The organism is Streptomyces sp. NPDC014676, from assembly GCF_043084105.1.
Classification (GTDB): Bacteria; Actinomycetota; Actinomycetes; order Streptomycetales; family Streptomycetaceae; genus Streptomyces.
Genome location: NZ_JBIBZI010000019.1, coordinates 79,414 through 96,263, shown reverse-complemented (window position 1 = coordinate 96,263; position 16,850 = coordinate 79,414). Strand labels below are relative to the sequence as shown.

10 protein-coding genes, 2 tRNA genes and 1 pseudogene are annotated in these 16,850 nt (G+C 73.9%); 7 read left to right on the top strand and 6 right to left on the bottom strand.

Going from position 1 to position 16,850, the window contains the following annotated elements:
• Positions 1–77: 77 nt before the first annotated feature.
• Positions 78–4,697, bottom strand: coding sequence for a PAS domain-containing protein (locus tag ACF1DX_RS35195; RefSeq protein ID WP_391795208.1), 4,620 nt, complete (start codon positions 4,695–4,697; stop codon positions 78–80).
• A 283-nt stretch (positions 4,698–4,980) separates the two neighbouring features.
• Positions 4,981–5,490: an SSI family serine proteinase inhibitor gene (locus ACF1DX_RS35190; RefSeq protein WP_391795207.1), complete on the bottom strand. Its 510-nt coding sequence runs from the start codon at positions 5,488–5,490 to the stop codon at positions 4,981–4,983.
• A 181-nt stretch (positions 5,491–5,671) separates the two neighbouring features.
• Between ACF1DX_RS35190 and ACF1DX_RS35185 the strand changes: the two genes are divergently transcribed.
• A tRNA-Ser gene (locus ACF1DX_RS35185) sits at positions 5,672–5,765 on the top strand.
• Between the two features lie 188 nt (positions 5,766–5,953).
• Positions 5,954–6,026: transfer RNA gene (locus tag ACF1DX_RS35180), tRNA-Arg, on the top strand.
• 272 nt (positions 6,027–6,298) lie between these two features.
• On the opposite strand, the gene ACF1DX_RS35175 is transcribed toward ACF1DX_RS35180, so the two are convergent.
• From ACF1DX_RS35175 to ACF1DX_RS35160, 4 genes and pseudogenes are all read right to left on the bottom strand, one after another.
• Positions 6,299–6,709: a VOC family protein gene (locus ACF1DX_RS35175; RefSeq protein WP_391795206.1), complete on the bottom strand. Its 411-nt coding sequence runs from the start codon at positions 6,707–6,709 to the stop codon at positions 6,299–6,301.
• Between the two features lie 234 nt (positions 6,710–6,943).
• Positions 6,944–8,340 (bottom strand): annotated as a pseudogene (locus tag ACF1DX_RS35170) (FAD-binding oxidoreductase).
• 88 nt (positions 8,341–8,428) lie between these two features.
• Positions 8,429–8,890, bottom strand: coding sequence for a potassium channel family protein (locus ACF1DX_RS35165; RefSeq protein ID WP_391795239.1), 462 nt, complete (start codon positions 8,888–8,890; stop codon positions 8,429–8,431).
• 65 nt (positions 8,891–8,955) lie between these two features.
• The gene (locus tag ACF1DX_RS35160) at positions 8,956–9,387 is read right to left on the bottom strand and encodes a hypothetical protein (RefSeq protein ID WP_391795205.1); all 432 of its coding nucleotides are present in this window, start codon (positions 9,385–9,387) and stop codon (positions 8,956–8,958) included.
• Positions 9,388–9,737: 350 nt separating this feature from the next.
• Here ACF1DX_RS35160 and ACF1DX_RS35155 point away from each other — a divergent pair, with 350 nt between their 5' ends.
• The 5 genes from ACF1DX_RS35155 (at position 9,738) to ACF1DX_RS35135 (ending at position 16,805) form a co-directional block, all read left to right on the top strand.
• Positions 9,738–10,610, top strand: a complete 873-nt coding sequence (locus ACF1DX_RS35155) for a DUF2797 domain-containing protein (protein ID WP_391795204.1) — start codon at positions 9,738–9,740, stop codon at positions 10,608–10,610.
• Positions 10,611–10,919: 309 nt separating this feature from the next.
• A complete protein-coding gene (locus ACF1DX_RS35150; RefSeq protein WP_199822037.1) occupies positions 10,920–11,660 on the top strand; it encodes a response regulator transcription factor in 741 nt (246 codons plus the stop codon).
• A complete protein-coding gene (locus ACF1DX_RS35145; protein ID WP_391795203.1) occupies positions 11,657–13,234 on the top strand; it encodes a sensor histidine kinase in 1,578 nt (525 codons plus the stop codon). The genes ACF1DX_RS35150 and ACF1DX_RS35145 overlap by 4 nt, the downstream gene beginning before the upstream one ends.
• Before the next feature lie 14 nt (positions 13,235–13,248).
• On the top strand, positions 13,249–14,646 hold the full coding sequence (locus tag ACF1DX_RS35140; RefSeq protein WP_391795202.1) for a glycosyltransferase: 1,398 nt from the start codon (positions 13,249–13,251) through the stop codon (positions 14,644–14,646).
• Entirely contained in the window at positions 14,643–16,805 is a 2,163-nt protein-coding gene (locus ACF1DX_RS35135; protein WP_391795201.1) for an ArnT family glycosyltransferase, read from the top strand. Before ACF1DX_RS35140 ends, ACF1DX_RS35135 begins: the two co-directional genes overlap by 4 nt.
• Positions 16,806–16,850: the final 45 nt, after the last annotated feature.

Below are 16,850 nucleotides of genomic sequence, written 5' to 3'. Positions count from 1 at the left end.
GTGCGGCACGACCGGTGCCGATGGGCCGGCTCCAGCCGTGCCGCACCGGCCGGCCGGTGCGCGCAGCCGGGCGCGGGTCAGTTGGTCCCGATCCGCGACAGCAGGTCGACGAGCCTGTCCTGCACCTCTTCGCTGGTGGACCGCTCCGCAAGGAACAGCACCGTCTCGCCGGAGGCCAGCCGCGGCAGGTCCGCCTGGCCGACGGCGGCCGTGTAGACGACGAGCGGGGTGCGGGTGAGCTGTCCGTTCGCCCGCAGCCAGTCGATGATCCCGGCGGGCCCGGCCTGGCGCGGGTGCACCCGCATCAGGTCCATCACCACCAGGTTCGGCCGGAACTGCCCCGCCAGCGCCACCGCGTCGGCGTCACTCGCGGCCCGCGCGACCTGCATCCCGCGCCGCTCCAGCGTCCCGGTCAGCGCCAGCGCGATCTCCGCGTGCTCCTCGATCAGCAGCACGCGCGGGGGGTGCTGTTCGCTGTCGCGCGGCGCGAGCGCCTTCAGCAGTACGGCGGGATCGGCGCCGTACGCGGCGTCGCGCGAGGCCTGTCCGAGCCCGGCCGTGACCAGCACCGGTACTTCGGCGGCCACCGCGGCCTGCCGCAGCGACTGCAGGGCCGTACGGGTGATCGGCCCGGTCAGCGGGTCCACGAACAGCGCGGCGGGGAACGCCGCGATCTGCGCGTCGACCTCCTCGCGCGAGTGCACGATCACCGGCCGGTAGCCGCGGTCGCTCAGCGCCTGCTGGGTGGTGACGTCCGGCGCGGGCCACACCAGCAGCCGGCGCGGGTTGTCCAGCGGCTCCGGCGGCAGCTCGTCGTCCATCGGCTGCGGACGCGGCGGGTCCGCCACCTCGACGGCCCCGCCCGGACCGTCCAGCGGCTCGGGCCCCTCGGCGGCGTTCGCGTCGGGCGCCCCTATGGCGTACGACCGCCCGGTGCCCTCGGTCCCCGGCGCGAGCCGGGAGTGCGCCGGGGCGTGCGCGGGCGCGCCGGCGGGTACGGGCTCGGCCGGCGGGTGAGGGCGCGCGTTCTGCTCGCCGCCCGCGGCCGGGTCGGGGCGCGTACCGAGCTTGCGGCGGCGGCCGGAGCCGCCCGGCTGGTGCGGGGGAGGCGTGGCCGACGGCAGCGGCTGCTGCACCTGGGCGGCCTGCCGGTTGAACGGCACACCCTGCCCCAGCGTCCGCACGCTGATCGCCCGCCCCTGCGTGGAGTTCGGATCGACCGGTGCCGAGGCCTCCGCGGGCAACGGCTGAGCGGCCCGCTGCGCCGGCGCGCCCTCGGGCGGCAACGGGGTGCCGGCGGCGGGGGTCGGCTGCGGCGGGCCCGCGGCCACCGGTACGGCCGTACCGGCACCGGAGGTGTCCCCGGCGGCGGGCCACTGCTGCGGGACGGGACCACCTTCGGCTGCGGCACCCGACCCGGGCGCGGCCTCGGCGGGAAGCGGCTGAGCGGCGGGAAGCGGCTGAGCCGCCTGTCCCTGCGGGGGTACGGCGGCACCGTGTGCCGGAACGGGAGCGCCCTGTGGGGAAGCGGCGGCACCGTGTGCGGCTACGGGAGCCCCTTGCGGGGGGACGGTCGCGCTTTGTGCGGGTACGGGAGTCCCGTGCGCCTGGGGCGTGGCGCCCTGCGGGGGTACGGCGGCACCGTGTGCCGGTACCGGAGCCCCCTGCGGAGGAACAGCCGCGCCCTGTGCGGATACCGGAGCTCCATGCGCTGGAGTCGCGGCACCTTGTGCCGGGACGGCGGCACCTTGCGCCGGAACAGGAGCGCCGGGGGCCGGGACCGCGGCGCCCTGCGGCGGGACCGCAGCACTGTGTGCGGCTACGGGAGCCCCTTGCGGGGGAACGGCCGCACCCTGTGCGGGCACGGGTGCACCCTGCGGCGCAGCGGACGTGCCCTGCGGCGGAACCGCGACCTCCTGGACCGGAACAGCCGTTCCCTGCGCGGGCACGGGAGCCCCCGGCGGCGGGGCCGGAGCCCCCTGAGGCGCGGCAGGCGCCCCCTGCGCGGGTGCCGCCCCCCACGGCGCCGAAGCCCCCGGGGCCTGGACGGTCGCCGTCTGGGCGGCCGGAACGGGAGCCCCGGTGGGTGCGCCGTCGGGCCCTGCCGACTGGGCGGCGGCCCGCCGCCGGCGGCCCGTCGGCGCGCTGGTGGGGTGCGGCTGCGGCGGGGTGTGGTCGTCGGCCTGGTCGTGCGGAACGGCGTCATGGCGGCCGTTGTCGACCCCGGTCTGCCCGACAGCCTCGACAGCCCCGGTCCGTCCGGCGGCCCCGGCCTGTCCGACCACCCCGGCCGCGTCGGTCTGTCCGATCGCCTCGGCCTGGGCGGGCAGGCCGGTGTGCTGTTCCTGGTCCGCCTCGGCCGGTGGCAGCGCGAACACCGTACGGGGCGCGGCCTCCTGCGCCGCCGCCCGCTCGGTGGCGGCGGCCAGCGCACGTCGGCGCCGTCCCGTCGGCTGCGACTGCGCCTGTCCCGAAGCCTGAGCCGGGACATGCACCGCGACCTCGGTCTGCGGTGTGCCGGACGGCGCGGGCAGCGCCGGCGGCAGCGCGTGCTGTTCGCCGGACCCCTGCCGGGCACGCTGCCCGGACGGCCCCGGCACCCCCTGCGGCGGCACGGTCCCGCCCAGCCCGGTGTTCGACGCGGCGGCCCCCGCCGCGTGCTCGGCGGCGGTGACGACGGCCCCCTCGGACACCCCGGCGGCCCCGGCGAGCTCGACCTCGGCACCCACCGCGGCCGACGCGTCCTCGGCCGGCCGGCCGCGCCGCCGCCCGGTGCCGCCGGACGCCTGCGCGGGCTCGTCGTCGACGGCGGCGGCCGCCCGGCGCCTGCGCCGGCCGGTGGGCGCGGAGTCCGTACCGGAGCCGTCGTCCGGACCCGGCACCTCGCTCTCCAGGAAGGCGTCCACGGACGCGCGCCGCGCCCGGCGCCGCCCGCCACCGCCGGGGACCGGCTCGGCGGGAACGGCCACCTCGGCCACCTCGGCCACCTCGGCCGACACCGCCGACACCGCCGGTTCGGCGGCCGGCACGGACCCCGCCCCGCCCCCGATCGGCACCTCGAGGACGAACGCGCTGCCGCTCATCCCGGGCACCTCGTGCGTCTGCAGCACACCGCCGTGCGCCCGGACGATCCCGCGCACGATCGGCTCGTGCACCGGGTCGCCGCCGCCGTACGGCCCGCGCACCTCGATGCGGACGACCTCACCGCGCTGCGCCGCCGCGACCACGACCGTGTTGTCCAGGTAGCCGCCCGCCGACACCGGCGTGTTGCCGGTCGCGTCGACACCCGCGACGTCCGCGACGAGATGCGCGAGGGCGGTCGCGAGCAGCCGCGGGTCGACCTCGGCCTCGATGGGCGGCGCGTGCACCGCGAACTGCACCCGTCCGGGGCCGATGAGTTCCACGGCACCGTCGACCCCGGCGGCGACGACGGCGTCGAGCATCACCTTCGTGCGGGCGATCTGCTCGCCACCGGCGTCGAGCCGCTGGTAGCCGAGGACGTTGTCGATGAGGGTGGTGATCCGGGCGTAGCCGGCCGACAGGTGGTGGAGCACCTGGTTGGCCTCGGGCCACAGCTGACCGGCGTCGTCGGAGGCCAGCGCGGACAGTTCCCGGCGCAGCTCGTCCAGCGGGCCCCGCAGGGACCGCCCCAGCAGGGTGAGCAACTGGTCGTGACGCGCGGCGAGGGCCTCGTAGCGGTCCTTCTCCCGCTCGCCGAGCGCGGCGTACCGCTCCTCGTTCGCGGCGAGTTCCTCCGCGTGCTGCTCGCGCAGCTCCTCCAGCTCGGCGACGTGGCCCTGGCGCAGGGCGGTGAGCTCGGAGCCGTGTTCCTCGGCGAGCCGCTCCAGCTCCTCGGCGTGCTCCCGCTCGGCCCGCTCCTTCTCCTCGGCGAGCGCGTCGTAGGGGCGGCGGTCGAGGAACGTCATGACGGCGCCGACGAGCTGGTCGCCGTCGCGCACCGGCGCGGTCGTCAGGTCGACCGGCAGCTTGTCTCCGTTCTTGGCGTACAGCACCTGACCGCGCACCCGGTGCTTGCGCCCGGAGCGCAGGGTGTCGGCGAGCGGGGACTCGTCGTACGGGAAGGGGGCGCCGTCGGCGCGCGAGTGCAGGACGAGCGTGTGCAGTTCGCGCCCGCCGAGTTCGCCGGCCCGGTATCCCAGTATCTGGGCGGCGGCCGGGTTGACGAGGACGATCCGCCCGTCGGTGTCGGTGCCGACGACGCCCTCGGAGGCGGCGCGCAGGATCATCTCGGTCTGCCGCTGCGAACGCGCCAGCTCGGCCTCGGTGTCGACGGTGCCGGAGAGGTCGCGGACGACGAGCATCAGCAGCTCGTCGCCGGTGTAGCCGTAATTGTCGTACGCCTGCTGGCCGGTCTCCAGATTCGCACTGGTGACCTCGACCGGGAACTCGGTCCCGTCGGTCCGCCGGGCGACCATCCGCGTCGGCTTGGTGCGGGCCCGGGGATCGATGTGGTCGGGCCGTCGCATGGACCCCGGGATGAGCTTGGAGTCGAACTCCGGCAGCAGGTCCAGCAGCCCCCGCCCCACCAGCGCCGTGCCCGGGGTCTCGAAGGCCTCCAGGGCGATGGCGTTGGCGTTGACGATCGTCCCGTTGGCGTTGACCAGCACCAGGGCGTCCGGGAGCGCGTCCAGTATGGCTGCGAGGCGAGCAGTGCCCCGGGATGGCCTGCTGCTCACGAGACGCTTCCTCCCTGTTACCGCGACGTGCCGACCGCTCGGGCCATCTTGCCAACCTGCCCGCAGCGTGTCACGCGAGGGAGTCTAAGGGCTGGGATTGCGCTCGCGACGCCGGATGGGACGGACATCGCACGGAAAAGTGACGGCGATGTGACGCCCGGTACGCCCGGAACCCGTGACTGCCTGCGCCGACGCGCCACGAACCTTCGCGGGACCTTTACGTCCCCTGTGCCCCGACTCGCCACCACGCGCCCCCGCCGCTCCGGCCGCTTTGGAGGTCCCCTCACCCGCGTCCCCCGGCGCCCGCTGCGGGCAGCAGCGGCACCAGCCGGTCCCAGCGGGCGATCTCGCATCCGTTCGTACGGTCGTAGGCCGCGTCGACGGGGCGGCCGGCCCAGGTGCCGGTGACGCGGGCGGTGGCGGGCCCGCCGTACCGCAGGGTGCAGACGGCGTCCCGCTGCACCGGGGCGAAGGCGTCCCGCCCCCACCGCGCGTTCCGCTCGACGGCCGCGCAGGCCCCGGCGGGGTCGGGATGGTCGCCGCCGCTGGGCCGGCACCGCACCTCGTACGTCCCGTCCGCCCCGCCGCCCGCGTCGCGCACGGTGACGGTGAGGCGGTCACCGCGCGGGGGAGCGCCCTGCGCGTACGCCGCCGGGGGCGCGGTGGACAGCGAGGTGAGGGCCGCGACGGCGACGAGCCGCCACAGCACGGGGAGCGCGGTGCCCGCCCGCCGGATCCGCGACACGACCCGAGGGGTGAGCTGCGACATGAGCTGTGACATGGACTGCGACATGACCTGATCAACGCGCCACCGCGCGGGACGTTGCGCCACACCGACGCGAGGGCCGGAAGTGCTTTGCCCTGCGGGCTCCCCGCCTAGTACCGTGGGTGGCGATTGGTGACAGCCAACGCGGGTGTGTCATCATCGGCACGCACCGATCCACTCGCGCTCACGCGCGGAGGGTTCTGTGCATGGAGGCGTCGCCTAGTCCGGTCTATGGCGCCGCACTGCTAATGCGGTTTGGGTCTTAAAGCCCATCGAGGGTTCAAATCCCTCCGCCTCCGCCACCTCACGAAGCCCCGGTCCTGCGGCCGGGGCTTCGTCGTTCCCTCTCCCCGGCCGATCCCGCGTTTGCGCAGGTCACAAGGGGTGAGCCAAACGGATTTCACATGACGGCGGCAGTCATGTAATGTTCTTCCTGTCGCCGCGAGCGGGCCGAAAGGACCGGGAAGCGGCGAGAAAACTGAAGAGACAAGCACTCGTAGCTTAACGGATAGAGCATCTGACTACGGATCAGAAGGTTGCAGGTTCGAATCCTGCCGAGTGCACACAGATCGAAGCCCCCTCGGGATCATCCCGGAGGGGGCTTCGTCGTGCCGTACAGTCGACCGATCGCGGCGCGCACTTCCTCCTCGCTCGCTTCGGCGTAGACCTCCCTCGTCATGGCGATCCGCGCATGCCGGAGGATGCGCTGGGTTACTTCCGGGTGGACCTCGACCGCGCTGACCCGCCGCTGCACCCGGACCGGCTCCGCCCGCGGCCGAGGCGGTGGACGGGACGGGAGCCGGGGAGGGCGGTGGGTGGGGAAGCGGGCGGCTGATCAGCCGTGCTCGGGCCAGACCGGGCCCTGGTCGGTCCAGGTCACACCCTTGTTGCGGCACAGGCAGAAGGGGTGGCCGACCGGGTCGGTGTAGATCCGCCAGCCGTAGCCGTTGGGGCCGATGAAGTCCTTCCTCAGCGTCGCGCCGAGGTCGAGGACACGGCGCTGCTCGGACTCGATCTCGTCCACTTCGAAGTCGAGGTGGAACTGCTTGGGGTGCTCGCTGTCGGGCCACTGCGGAGCGCGGTAGTCGTCCACCCGGATGAATGCCAGCTCGATCTCGCCGAACTGGATGCCGGCCCAGTCCTCGGAGCTTCCTTCCCTGATCGGACGGCCCGTCACCTCGGAGTAGAAAGCCGCCAGCTTCATCGTGTCCGGGCAGTCGATGATGAAATCGGTGAGTCGCAGCATCCCGTGATGCTGGCACAAGCCCACACCCGACTTCGAGACTCGGCAGGCCGCGTCGGGTCTGTCGGGAGCGCCCCTCATCGGTGACATCAACGGCTGACATCAACGGGGGCGAACGGCAGCGGTACAGCAGCGGAGTACAGCGGCCGCGGCGACCGGCCCCGTCCCGTAGCGTCCTTGCCGACCCGAAGTGCGGCCTGTGCGACGGTCACCGACCGATCTGTCCAGAGCCGCGGATCAGGCCGCGGAGGGCGGGATGTTCTGGTTGGCGTGGAAGAGGTTGTCCGGGTCGTAGGCGCGTTTGACCGCGGTCAGGCGGTCGTGGTTGTCGCGGTAGGTGGAGCGGACGCGCTCGGGGCCCTCCGACTCGCCGAGGAAGTTGACGTACGAGCCGCCCATGGAGTGCGGGTGCAGGTCGGTCCAGTAGTCGACGCACCACTGCCGGAGCAGGTCGGCGTTGGCCGGGTCGGGGTCGATGCCCGCGATGACGCCGGACCACACGGCGTCCCGGTAGGCCCAGGCCGTTTCGCCGGGGGCGACCCGGTGGGCCGCTCCGTCCACGGGATACAGGTGCGTCGTCGACAGGCCGGTGGGCAGGCTGTGGCCGTACCGCTCGTGCACCGTGACGGCCTCGTCCGGGATGGCGTCGAAGAAGTCGCCCCGCCAGTACCACTGCAGGCCCTCGGGGATCAGCGCGTCGAACATGCTCTGCAGGGCGGGGTACGGCATCGGCGTGGTGAAGTGGAAGGCCGGCGGGGCCGGGTCGTTGACCACGGACAGGACGTCCTCCAGCCGGCCGGACTCCAGGTCACCGGTGTGGCACCAGATCACGGCGCACATCTTCTGCCCGTGGATCGGCTTCGGGAAGGGCGGGCCGGGCGGGACGGACAGCACCGCGAAGAATCCGTAGAGGTCCTCGGGTGCGGCGGGCAGGAACTCCCGGTACCAGCGCAGCACTTCCCCCGTGCGGTCGATGGGCCAGACGGTCACGGCGACCCCGACCGTGTGCACCGGCCGCAGCCGGAGGGTGAACGACGTGACCACGCCGAAGTTGCCGCCGCCGCCCCGCAGCGCCCACAGCAGGTCCGGGTGTTCCTTCTCGGTGGCGGTGACGAAGGTGCCGTCGGCGAGGACGACGTCGGCGGCGATCAGACTGTCGACCGTCAGCCCGTACTTGCGGGTCAGGTACCCGTGCCCGCCGCCCAGCGTGAGACCGCCGACGCCCGTCGTCGACACGATCCCGGCCGGCACGCCGAGGCCGAAGGCGTGCGTCTCGTGGTCCAGGTCGCCCAGCTGACCGCCCCGCCCGCCTGCGCGGTCTCGGTCTCCGGGTCGACCCGCACCCAGCGCATCGGGGACAGGTCCAGGGTGAGCCCGCCGTCGACCAGGCACGGCCCCGGCCCGCTGTGGCCGCCCCCGCGGACGGCGAGGTCGATCCCGGTCTCCCGGGCGAGGGCGACGGTGGCCCGGACGTCCGCCGCGCCCGCGCACCGGGCGATGGCGGCCGGACGCCGGTCGATCATGGCGTTGTAGATGCTGCGGGCCTCGTCGTCATCCGTGTCCTGCGGTGTGACGACCCGTCCCCGCAGGGTCTCGCGCAGGCTGTCGAACGTGGTTGCCGTTATGCCGCTCATGAGCGGACACCCCTCGGGAGGTGCGGTACAGGGTGCGCCCCCACCCCTTCCGGTGTGGCGCCGGTCACTCTGTCTCGCGACGTGGGGGTCACTCCGGACGGCGGGGATTCTCGTGGCGCCGGAGTGCGGTGCGGAGGTGGTTGGTCAGGGCGGTGGCCGCCGCCGTGAGGAAGACGAAGGTGTAGAGGATCTGCAGGATGGTCACCAGGCGGGCCGCCTGGCCGTGCGGGGTGATGTCGCCGTAGCCGACGGTGGCGAGGGTGACCACCGTGAAGTAGAGGGCGTCGAGGCGGGTGGCGATGCCGTCGAGCTCGCCGGGGCGCTGGGCCAGGGCCTGGTAGGCGGTCGCGAAGACCAGGACGGACAGGCTCATCAGCAGGGGGATGACCAGCCCCGGACGGACGTCCGGGCGGCCGAGCAGGACGTGGACGACCTGCCGCAGCAGCAGGAGCGCGATCAGCGTCAGCGCGAGGCCGAAGAGGAGCCAGCTCAGGGCCGGGCGGCGCGGGCCCAGACGGTCCAGGGGCAGGAGGAAGTACGCGGTGACCATCGTCGCCACGCCCGCCGCCTGGACCAGCCAGGGCCACAGGGTGTTCCGGGCCGCGGAGGTGCGCTCTAGGTCCGGGACTCGCGGCGTGGTGCGCACAGGGCCCAGATGATGAAGCCGTCGATGATGAGGAGGGCGATCGACCAGACCGGTGCGTGGGGCAGCCACACGAAGTTGGCGACCATGCTGAGCCCGGCCAGCGCGATGCCCACCATGCGGGCCCAGGTGGCCCCGGTGAACAGGGCGAGACCGGCGACGGTCACCAGGGCGCCGAGGATCAGGTGGATCCAGCCCCAGCCGGTCAGGCTGAACTCGTAGGTGAAGTTCCGGGTGGCGACGAAGACGTCGTCCTGGGCGATGGCGGCGATGCCCTGGAAGATCGCCATGATGCCGCCGAACGTCATCAGGACCGCCGCTGCAGCCGTCCAGCTCGTCGCCCAAGGGCTCCTGGCCTCCCACCCGGCCTGGTGGTGGCGCGTGCCGCTGACATTGCTCGCCATGTGTCCGACCTTTCGGCTGTCCCCGAGCATTGCGGCCCCTCCACCAGGTTTGCACTCCGGTTCCCGCTCGGCACCTCGGCGTCTCAGCCGGTGCGGCAGTGCTCCTCCAGGTGGTCGGCCGCGACCGTGTCCGCGCGGCGGAACCAGTCGTGGAGCACGGCGATCTCCTCCGGGGTGCAGTCGGCGAAGAGCTCGTTGACGCGGGCGTGGTGGGGGTCGTAGATCTCGCGCGCGCGGGCCAGGGCGTCCGGCAGCGCTTCCCCGCGGACGCGGCGGCGGTCCGCGGGGTCGGGGCGGACCGGCGGCTGAACCGCGGGCGTTGTCAGTGGTGCCCCCTAGTCTCGTCAGAGATGGCACAGGCATGGCGGTGCTCGGGGCTGCGGTGGTCGGCGGACGGTCCCGTGCTGGCGTGGGAGGGCGGCCGGCGCTCCGCGCTGCCCCGGGGGAAGCGGGTGGCCTTCGGGGTCGGGGAAGGGGGAGTGCGGACCTGCGTGGGGGCACGGGGGCACGTGTGTCCGCTGGGGGCGGCCGTCCCGGGGCGGAGCACGGGGGCGCGCTGCGAGGAGTGCGCCCGGCTGGACCGGGCGCACTCGGTGGCCGCCGACACCCTCGCGGACGATCCGCGGCCCTACCGCGTGTACCTGGCGTGGTTCGGGCCGGGGATGACCAAGGTCGGGATCACCGCCGTACAGCGGGGGCCGGCGCGGCTGCTGGAGCAGGGGGCGGTCTGCTTCAGCTGGCTGGGGACCGGGCCGCTGATGGCGGCGCGGCGCACCGAGGAGCTGCTGCGCGCGGCTCTCCGGGTGCCCGACCGGATTCCGTACGCCGGCAAGCGGGCGGTGCGGGCGGTCCTCCCGGACGGGGAGGAGGAGCGGGCGGCCGAGATCGCCGGGCTGCACGCGCGGGCGGTCGCCCTGGACGGGTGGCCGGAGTCACTCGCCCGTGAGCCGTTCCGGCCGGTCGATCACGTCGGGGTGTTCGGGCTGGCGGGGGTGCCGGCCGCCGTGGGGGAGGTGAGCGAGCTGGTCGCCGGGGGCGCGGTGAGCGGGGAGCTGGTGGCCGCCGCCGGTCCCGATCTGCATCTGGCGACGGGGAAGGGCGTCGTGGTGCTGGACACCCGGCTGCTGACCGGGTGGGACCTGCTCCCGGCCCCGGGACGGGAGTTCGCGGTGCCGGTCAGGGCGGTCAGGGACCGGCCGGCGGCGCAGGACGGGCTGTTCTGATCCGGGGTCCGGCACGCACTGGACGCCGTCGGCTCATCCGCCGGACGGCCGCCGGGCGCCTGCCCCGGCACCATGACGGGAGTTCCCCGCCCCGGGGAGCACCGCATGAGGCGAATCCGTCGGAGGCCGCCAGGCGTCCGCCCCGGCACCACGAGAGGGCCCCCCTCCCCGCGGAACACCGCACAAGCGGCGTCACGCCGGAGAGACGCTCCCTCGCCGAACGGTGGCTGAGAACGGCCTGTGGGTTTCTCAGGTAAAACACAGGTTCCCGAAAGGGTGTTCTCAGAGGCCCCGGACATCGTGTGCGGTATGACCACGATCTCGCCCCAGGGGCGCACCGAACTGCTGAGGCCGGACGGGAGCCCCGTCCGCGTGCTTGTGGTGGACGACGAGCAGTCGATCACCGAGCTGCTGTCCATGGCCCTGCGGTACGAAGGCTGGCAGATCCGCAGCGCCGGGGACGGCCAGGGGGCCCTCCGCACCGCGCGCGAGTTCCGGCCCGACGCCGTCGTCCTGGACATGATGCTGCCGGACATGGACGGCCTGGCCATCCTCGGCCGGCTGCGCCGCGAACTCCCGGACGTGCCCGTACTGTTCCTCACCGCCAAGGACGCCGTCGAGGACCGTATCGCCGGACTGACCGCCGGCGGCGACGACTACGTCACCAAGCCGTTCAGCCTGGAGGAGGTCGTCGCCCGGCTGCGCGGACTGATCCGCCGCTCCGGCGCGGCCGACCGCCGCTCCGAGTCGATGCTGGTCGTCGGCGACCTCACCCTCGACGAGGACAGCCACGAGGTCACCCGCGGCGGCGACGGCATCCACCTCACCGCCACCGAGTTCGAGCTGCTGCGCTTCCTCATGCGCAATCCGCGGCGCGTGCTCAGCAAGGCCCAGATCCTCGACCGGGTCTGGTCGTACGACTTCGGCGGGCAGGCGAACGTCGTCGAGCTGTACATCTCGTACCTGCGCCGGAAGATCGACGCGGGCCGGGAGCCGATGATCCACACCCGGCGCGGCGCCGGCTACATGATCAAGCCCGCGGTCTCGTGAGCGGACGGCGACGGCCGCGTCCGCGGCGGCGGGCGCGCACCCCGCGCACCCTGCGGACGCGGCTCGTCGTCGCGTCCGTGGTGCTGATCGCGGTGGTGTGCGCGGTGATCGGGTCCGTGACCACGCTGGCGCTGCGGTCCCATCTGTACGAGCAGCTCGACGGGCAGCTGAAGGAGGTCGCGACACGGGCGTCGGGCGACTTCGGACCGCCGGGACAGGGCGGGGGCGGGGCCGGCCGGGATCCCAAGCCGATCGATCTCACCGAGTTCGTCGCCCATGGCCCGCAGCCGAGCTACACCATCGCGGCGAAGGTCGAGAACGGCGCCGTCACGGAGGCCCTGTACGGGAAGAAGTCCGAGGACGACTTCTCGATGAGCGCCAAGTCGCTGGACGCGGCCCAGACCGCCGCGCTCGGCTCCGTCGCCCGGGACTTCACCGAGCACACCGTGGACATCCCCGGCCTCGGGACCTACCGCGTCGCCTACCGGGCAGGCCCCAACGGCACCTTCTACGTCGCCCTCCCCACCGCGGACGTCGACAACACCGTCAACACCCTGATCCTCGTCGAGATCAGCGTCACCGCCGCCGGACTGATCGCCGCCTCCCTCGCCGGAGCCGTCATCGTCGGCGTCGCCACCCGCCCCCTGCGCAAGGTCGCCGCCACCGCCACCCGCGTCTCCGAACTGCCGCTGCACACCGGCGAGGTGAACCTCGAGGAGCGCGTCCCCGAGTCCGAGTGCGACCCGCACAGCGAGGTCGGCCGGGTCGGCGCCGCGCTCAACCGGATGCTCGACCACGTCCACGGGGCGCTGCACGCCCGCCAGGAGAGCGAGATGCGGGTACGGCAGTTCGTCGCGGACGCCAGCCATGAGCTGCGTACGCCCCTGGCCTCCATCCGGGGGTACGCCGAGCTCACCCGGCGCGGCCGGGAGCAGGTCGGCCCCGACACCCGGCACGCGCTCGGACGGATCGAGTCCGAGGCGAGCCGGATGACCCTGCTCGTCGAGGACCTGCTGCTGCTCGCCCGCCTGGACGCGGGCCGGCCGCTGCGGTTCGAGGAGACCGACCTCGTACCGCTCGTCGTGGACACCATCAGCGACGCCCGGGCCGCGGGCCAGGAGCACGTGTGGCGGCTCGAACTGCCCGATGAGCCCGCGCCGGTGTGCGCCGACGCCGCCCGGCTCCAGCAGGTCCTCGTCAACCTGCTGGGCAACGCCCGCAACCACACCCCGCCGGGCACCACCGTCACCGCGCGGGTGCGCCGCGACGGGCCCTGGCTCTGCGTGGACGTGGTCGACGACGGGCCGGGCGTCCCGCCCGCACTGCTCCCGCGCATCTTCGAACGGTTCGCGCGCGGCGACTCCGCGCGCACCCGTGCCACCGGTTCGACCGGTCTTGGCCTGGCCATCGTGCAGGCCGTGGCGACCGCCCACGGCGGTGCCGTGACCGTCGACAGCGTGCCCGGACACACCGCGTTCACGCTCCATCTCCCCGCCGTAGAAACGGAGTTGACGCCCGAGCCGTACTCACAGCCACGGCACAGCGTCACCACATGGGCAGGACAGGGCGCCTGAGCAGAGTCGGTTCCATGCGAACCGATTCTTCTCCCGGCACCCTGCCGGCGCGGGAGCACCTCCCGGCCGCCGGAGCGGGCACGCCGGTCCTGGACGTCGTGATCCCCGTCTACAACGAGGAGAAGGACCTCAAGCCGTGCGTCCGCAGACTGCACGAGCACCTGACCCGCACCTTCCCCTACGCCTTCCGCATCACGATCGCCGACAACGCCTCCACGGACAGCACCCCGCACGTGGCCGCCCGGCTGGCGGAACGGCTCCCGCAGGTGCGGTCGGTGCGCCTGGAGCAGAAGGGGCGCGGCCGGGCGCTGCGGACCGTCTGGTCCGCCTCGGACGCCCCCGTCCTCGCCTACATGGACGTGGACCTGTCCACCGACCTCAACGCGCTGCTGCCGCTGGTCGCCCCGCTGATCTCCGGCCACTCCGACCTCGCCATCGGCTCCCGGCTGAGCCGCAGCTCCCGCGTGGTGCGGGGCGCCAAGCGGGAGTTCATCAGCCGCTCGTACAACCTGATCCTGCGCGGCTCGCTCCAGGCCCGCTTCTCCGACGCGCAGTGCGGGTTCAAGGCGATCCGCCGTGACGTGGCCCAGGTGCTGCTGCCCCTGGTGGAGGACAGCGGCTGGTTCTTCGACACCGAGCTGCTGGTCCTCTCCGAGCGTGCGGGGCTGCGCATCCACGAGGTGCCGGTCGACTGGGTCGACGACCCCGACTCCACCGTGCACATCGTGAAGACGGCGACCGACGACCTCAAGGGCGTCTGGCGGGTCGGCAGGGCCCTGGCCACCGGCTCGCTGCCGCTGGACCGGCTCGCCCGCCCCTTCGGCGACGACCCGCGCGACCGCACCCTCCAGGACGTACCGCAGGGACTGGCCCGCCAGTTGGTCGGCTTCTGCGTCGTCGGCGTCCTGTCCACCCTCTTCTACCTGCTGCTCTACAGCGGCTTCCGGACCTTCACCGGCTCCCAGACCGCCAACGGGCTGGCCCTGCTGGTCTCGGCGGTCGCCAACACCGCCGCCAACCGGCGGCTCACCTTCGGCGTGCGGGGGCGCGGCGGGGCCGTACGGCACCAGGCGCAGGGGCTCGTCGTCTTCGGCATCGGTCTCGCCCTGACCAGCGGCTCGCTCGCCGCGCTCAACGCCGCGACCAGCGACCCCGCCCACTCCACCGAGCTGGCGGTGCTCATCGCGGCCAACCTCGCGGCGACCGTGCTGCGGTTCCTGCTCTTCCGGGCGTGGGTCTTCCCGGACCGCACCCGGTTCCCCGAGCCCCCCGTCCCCGCCCCCGCCGCCTGGCAGGACGCTCCCGCCGCCCCTGCCTGGCAGGACGCGACCCTGCCGCTCCAGCCGGTCCGCTCGTCGCTGCCCACCCGTCCGTCCCGCCCTTCCCGCTCCGACCCGAGGGACCTTCGATGACCACGCAGTACGACCAGCCGAGCCCCCCGGCGGACCCCGCCACCTGGGGACCCCCGACCCCGGCCCGGCACGCCGCCCCCGGCGAACCCCGGGGGCCGCTGGCCCGCAGAGTGTGGCGCGGCCGGCCCGAGGACCCCCGCTGGGCGCGCCCCGCCTTCCTCGGCCTGCTGCTGGCCACCGGACTGCTCTACCTCTACGGCCTGAGCGCCTCCGGATACGCCAACTCCTTCTACTCGGCGGCCGTCCAGGCGGGCAGCGAGTCCTGGAAGGCGTTCTTCTTCGGCTCGCTGGACGCGGCGAACGCCATCACCGTGGACAAGCCCCCGGCCTCGCTGTGGCCGATGGAGCTCTCGGTGCGGATCTTCGGCCTGAACTCCTGGGCGATCCTGGTGCCCGAGGTGCTCATGGGCGTCGGCACGGTCGCCGTCGTGTACGCGGCCGTGCGCCGCCGCTTCAGTCCGGCGGCCGGTCTGATCGCGGGCGCGGTCCTCGCGCTCACCCCGGTCGCGGCGCTGATGTTCCGGTTCAACAACCCGGACGCGATGCTGGCGCTGCTGATGTCCGCCGCCTGCTACCTCGTCGTCCGCGCCCTGGAGGACGGCCGTACGAAGTGGCTGGTGTGGGCCGGGGCCGCGATCGGTCTCGCGTTCCTCGCCAAGACCCTCCAGGCCTTCCTGATCCTCCCGGCCCTCGCGCTGGTGTACGGCGTCTGCGCGCCCGTCCGGCTGAGGAAGCGGCTGGGGCAACTGGCCCTGGCGACCCTCGCGCTGGTCGTCTCCGGCGGCTGGTGGGTCGCGGTCGTCGAACTGTGGCCGGCGTCGTCGCGGCCGTACGTCGGCGGCTCGCAGAACAACAGCTTCCTGGAGCTGACCTTCGGCTACAACGGTCTCGGCCGGCTCAACGGCGAGGAGACCGGCAGCGTCGGGGGCGGCGGTGGCATGGGCGGCGGCGGACAGTGGGGGGAGACCGGCTGGGACCGGATGTTCAACTCCGAGATCGGCGGCCAGATCTCCTGGCTGCTGCCCGCCGCGCTGATCCTGCTCGTCGCCGGCCTGGTCCTCACCCGGAAGGCCGCACGGACCGACCTCGCCCGCGCCTCGTTCCTGGTGTGGGGCGGCTCGCTGCTGATGACCACGGTCGTCTTCAGCTTCATGGCGGGCATCTTCCACCAGTACTACACGGTGGCCCTCGCTCCCTATCTCGCGGCCGTGGTCGGCATGGGCACGGCGGCCCTGTGGGAGAAGCGGCGGGCGCTCTGGGCGTCGCTCGCCCTGGCGGCGGCCGTCACGGCCACGGCCGCCTGGGGGTACGTCCTGCTCAACCGCACGCCCGACTATCTGCCGTGGCTGAAGTGGCCGGTCCTGGTCGGCGGGCTGGTCGCGGCCCTCGGGCTGGTCTTCGCGGGCAGGGTGGGGCGGCGGGTGGCGTTCGCGGCGGCGGGGCTGGGCCTGGTGGCCGCGCTGGCCGGCCCGACGGCGTACACGCTGAGCACCGTGCGGGAGGGACACACCGGTTCGATCGTCACCGCCGGTCCGGCCGGGGCGAGCATGGGCGGCGGTCCCGGCGGGGGCGGCGGCTTCCCCGGCGGGGGCGGACCCGGCGGCCAGGGGCAGCAGGGCGGTCAGGGCCAGGGCCAGACCCCGCCCGGCGCGGGCGGCACCGGCACCGGCGGCCTCCCCGGTGGCGGACCCATGGGTCAGAACGGCCAGAACGGCCAGGGCGCCCCGGGGAACGGCGCCGGCGACAGCGCCGAGGGCCGTATGGGCGGTGGCGGCGGCATGGGCGGTCTGCTCGGCGGCGCGGACGTCGACTCCGAGGCGAAGGAACTGCTGGAGACCGACGCCGGCGACTACACCTGGGCCGCCGCGGCCATCGGCGCCCAGAACGCCGCGAGCTACCAGCTCTCCACCGGCGAACCCGTGATGGCGGTCGGCGGCTTCAACGGCACCGACCCGTCCCCGACGCTCGCGCAGTTCAAGGAGTACGTGGCGGACGGGAAGATCCACTACTTCGTCGCCGGCGGTGGCATGGGCGGTGGCATGGGCGGCGACTCCGGAAGCTCCTCGCAGATCTCCACCTGGGTGCAGGAGAACTTCGAGGAGGTGACGGCCGGCTCGGCCACCTTCTACGACCTCACGCGGAAGGCGACCGACGACTGACGGCCCCCCCGACGGGGGACGAGGGCGGTGACATCCCAGGTCACC

What these genes read in the sequence shown, in the direction of transcription:
- ACF1DX_RS35190 (WP_391795207.1), bottom strand. Translation starts at nt 5,490, where the DNA reads ATGTCGCAGTCCATGTCACAGCTCATGTCGCAGCTCACCCCTCGGGTC.
- ACF1DX_RS35175 (WP_391795206.1), bottom strand. Translation starts at nt 6,709, where the DNA reads ATGCTGCGACTCACCGATTTCATCATCGACTGCCCGGACACGATGAAG.
- ACF1DX_RS35165 (WP_391795239.1), bottom strand. Translation starts at nt 8,890, where the DNA reads ATGGTCACCGCGTACTTCCTCCTGCCCCTGGACCGTCTGGGCCCGCGC.
- ACF1DX_RS35160 (WP_391795205.1), bottom strand. Translation starts at nt 9,387, where the DNA reads ATGGCGAGCAATGTCAGCGGCACGCGCCACCACCAGGCCGGGTGGGAG.
- ACF1DX_RS35155 (WP_391795204.1), top strand. Translation starts at nt 9,738, where the DNA reads ATGGCACAGGCATGGCGGTGCTCGGGGCTGCGGTGGTCGGCGGACGGT.
- ACF1DX_RS35150 (WP_199822037.1), top strand. Translation starts at nt 10,920, where the DNA reads ATGACCACGATCTCGCCCCAGGGGCGCACCGAACTGCTGAGGCCGGAC.
- ACF1DX_RS35140 (WP_391795202.1), top strand. Translation starts at nt 13,249, where the DNA reads ATGCGAACCGATTCTTCTCCCGGCACCCTGCCGGCGCGGGAGCACCTC.
- ACF1DX_RS35135 (WP_391795201.1), top strand. Translation starts at nt 14,643, where the DNA reads ATGACCACGCAGTACGACCAGCCGAGCCCCCCGGCGGACCCCGCCACC.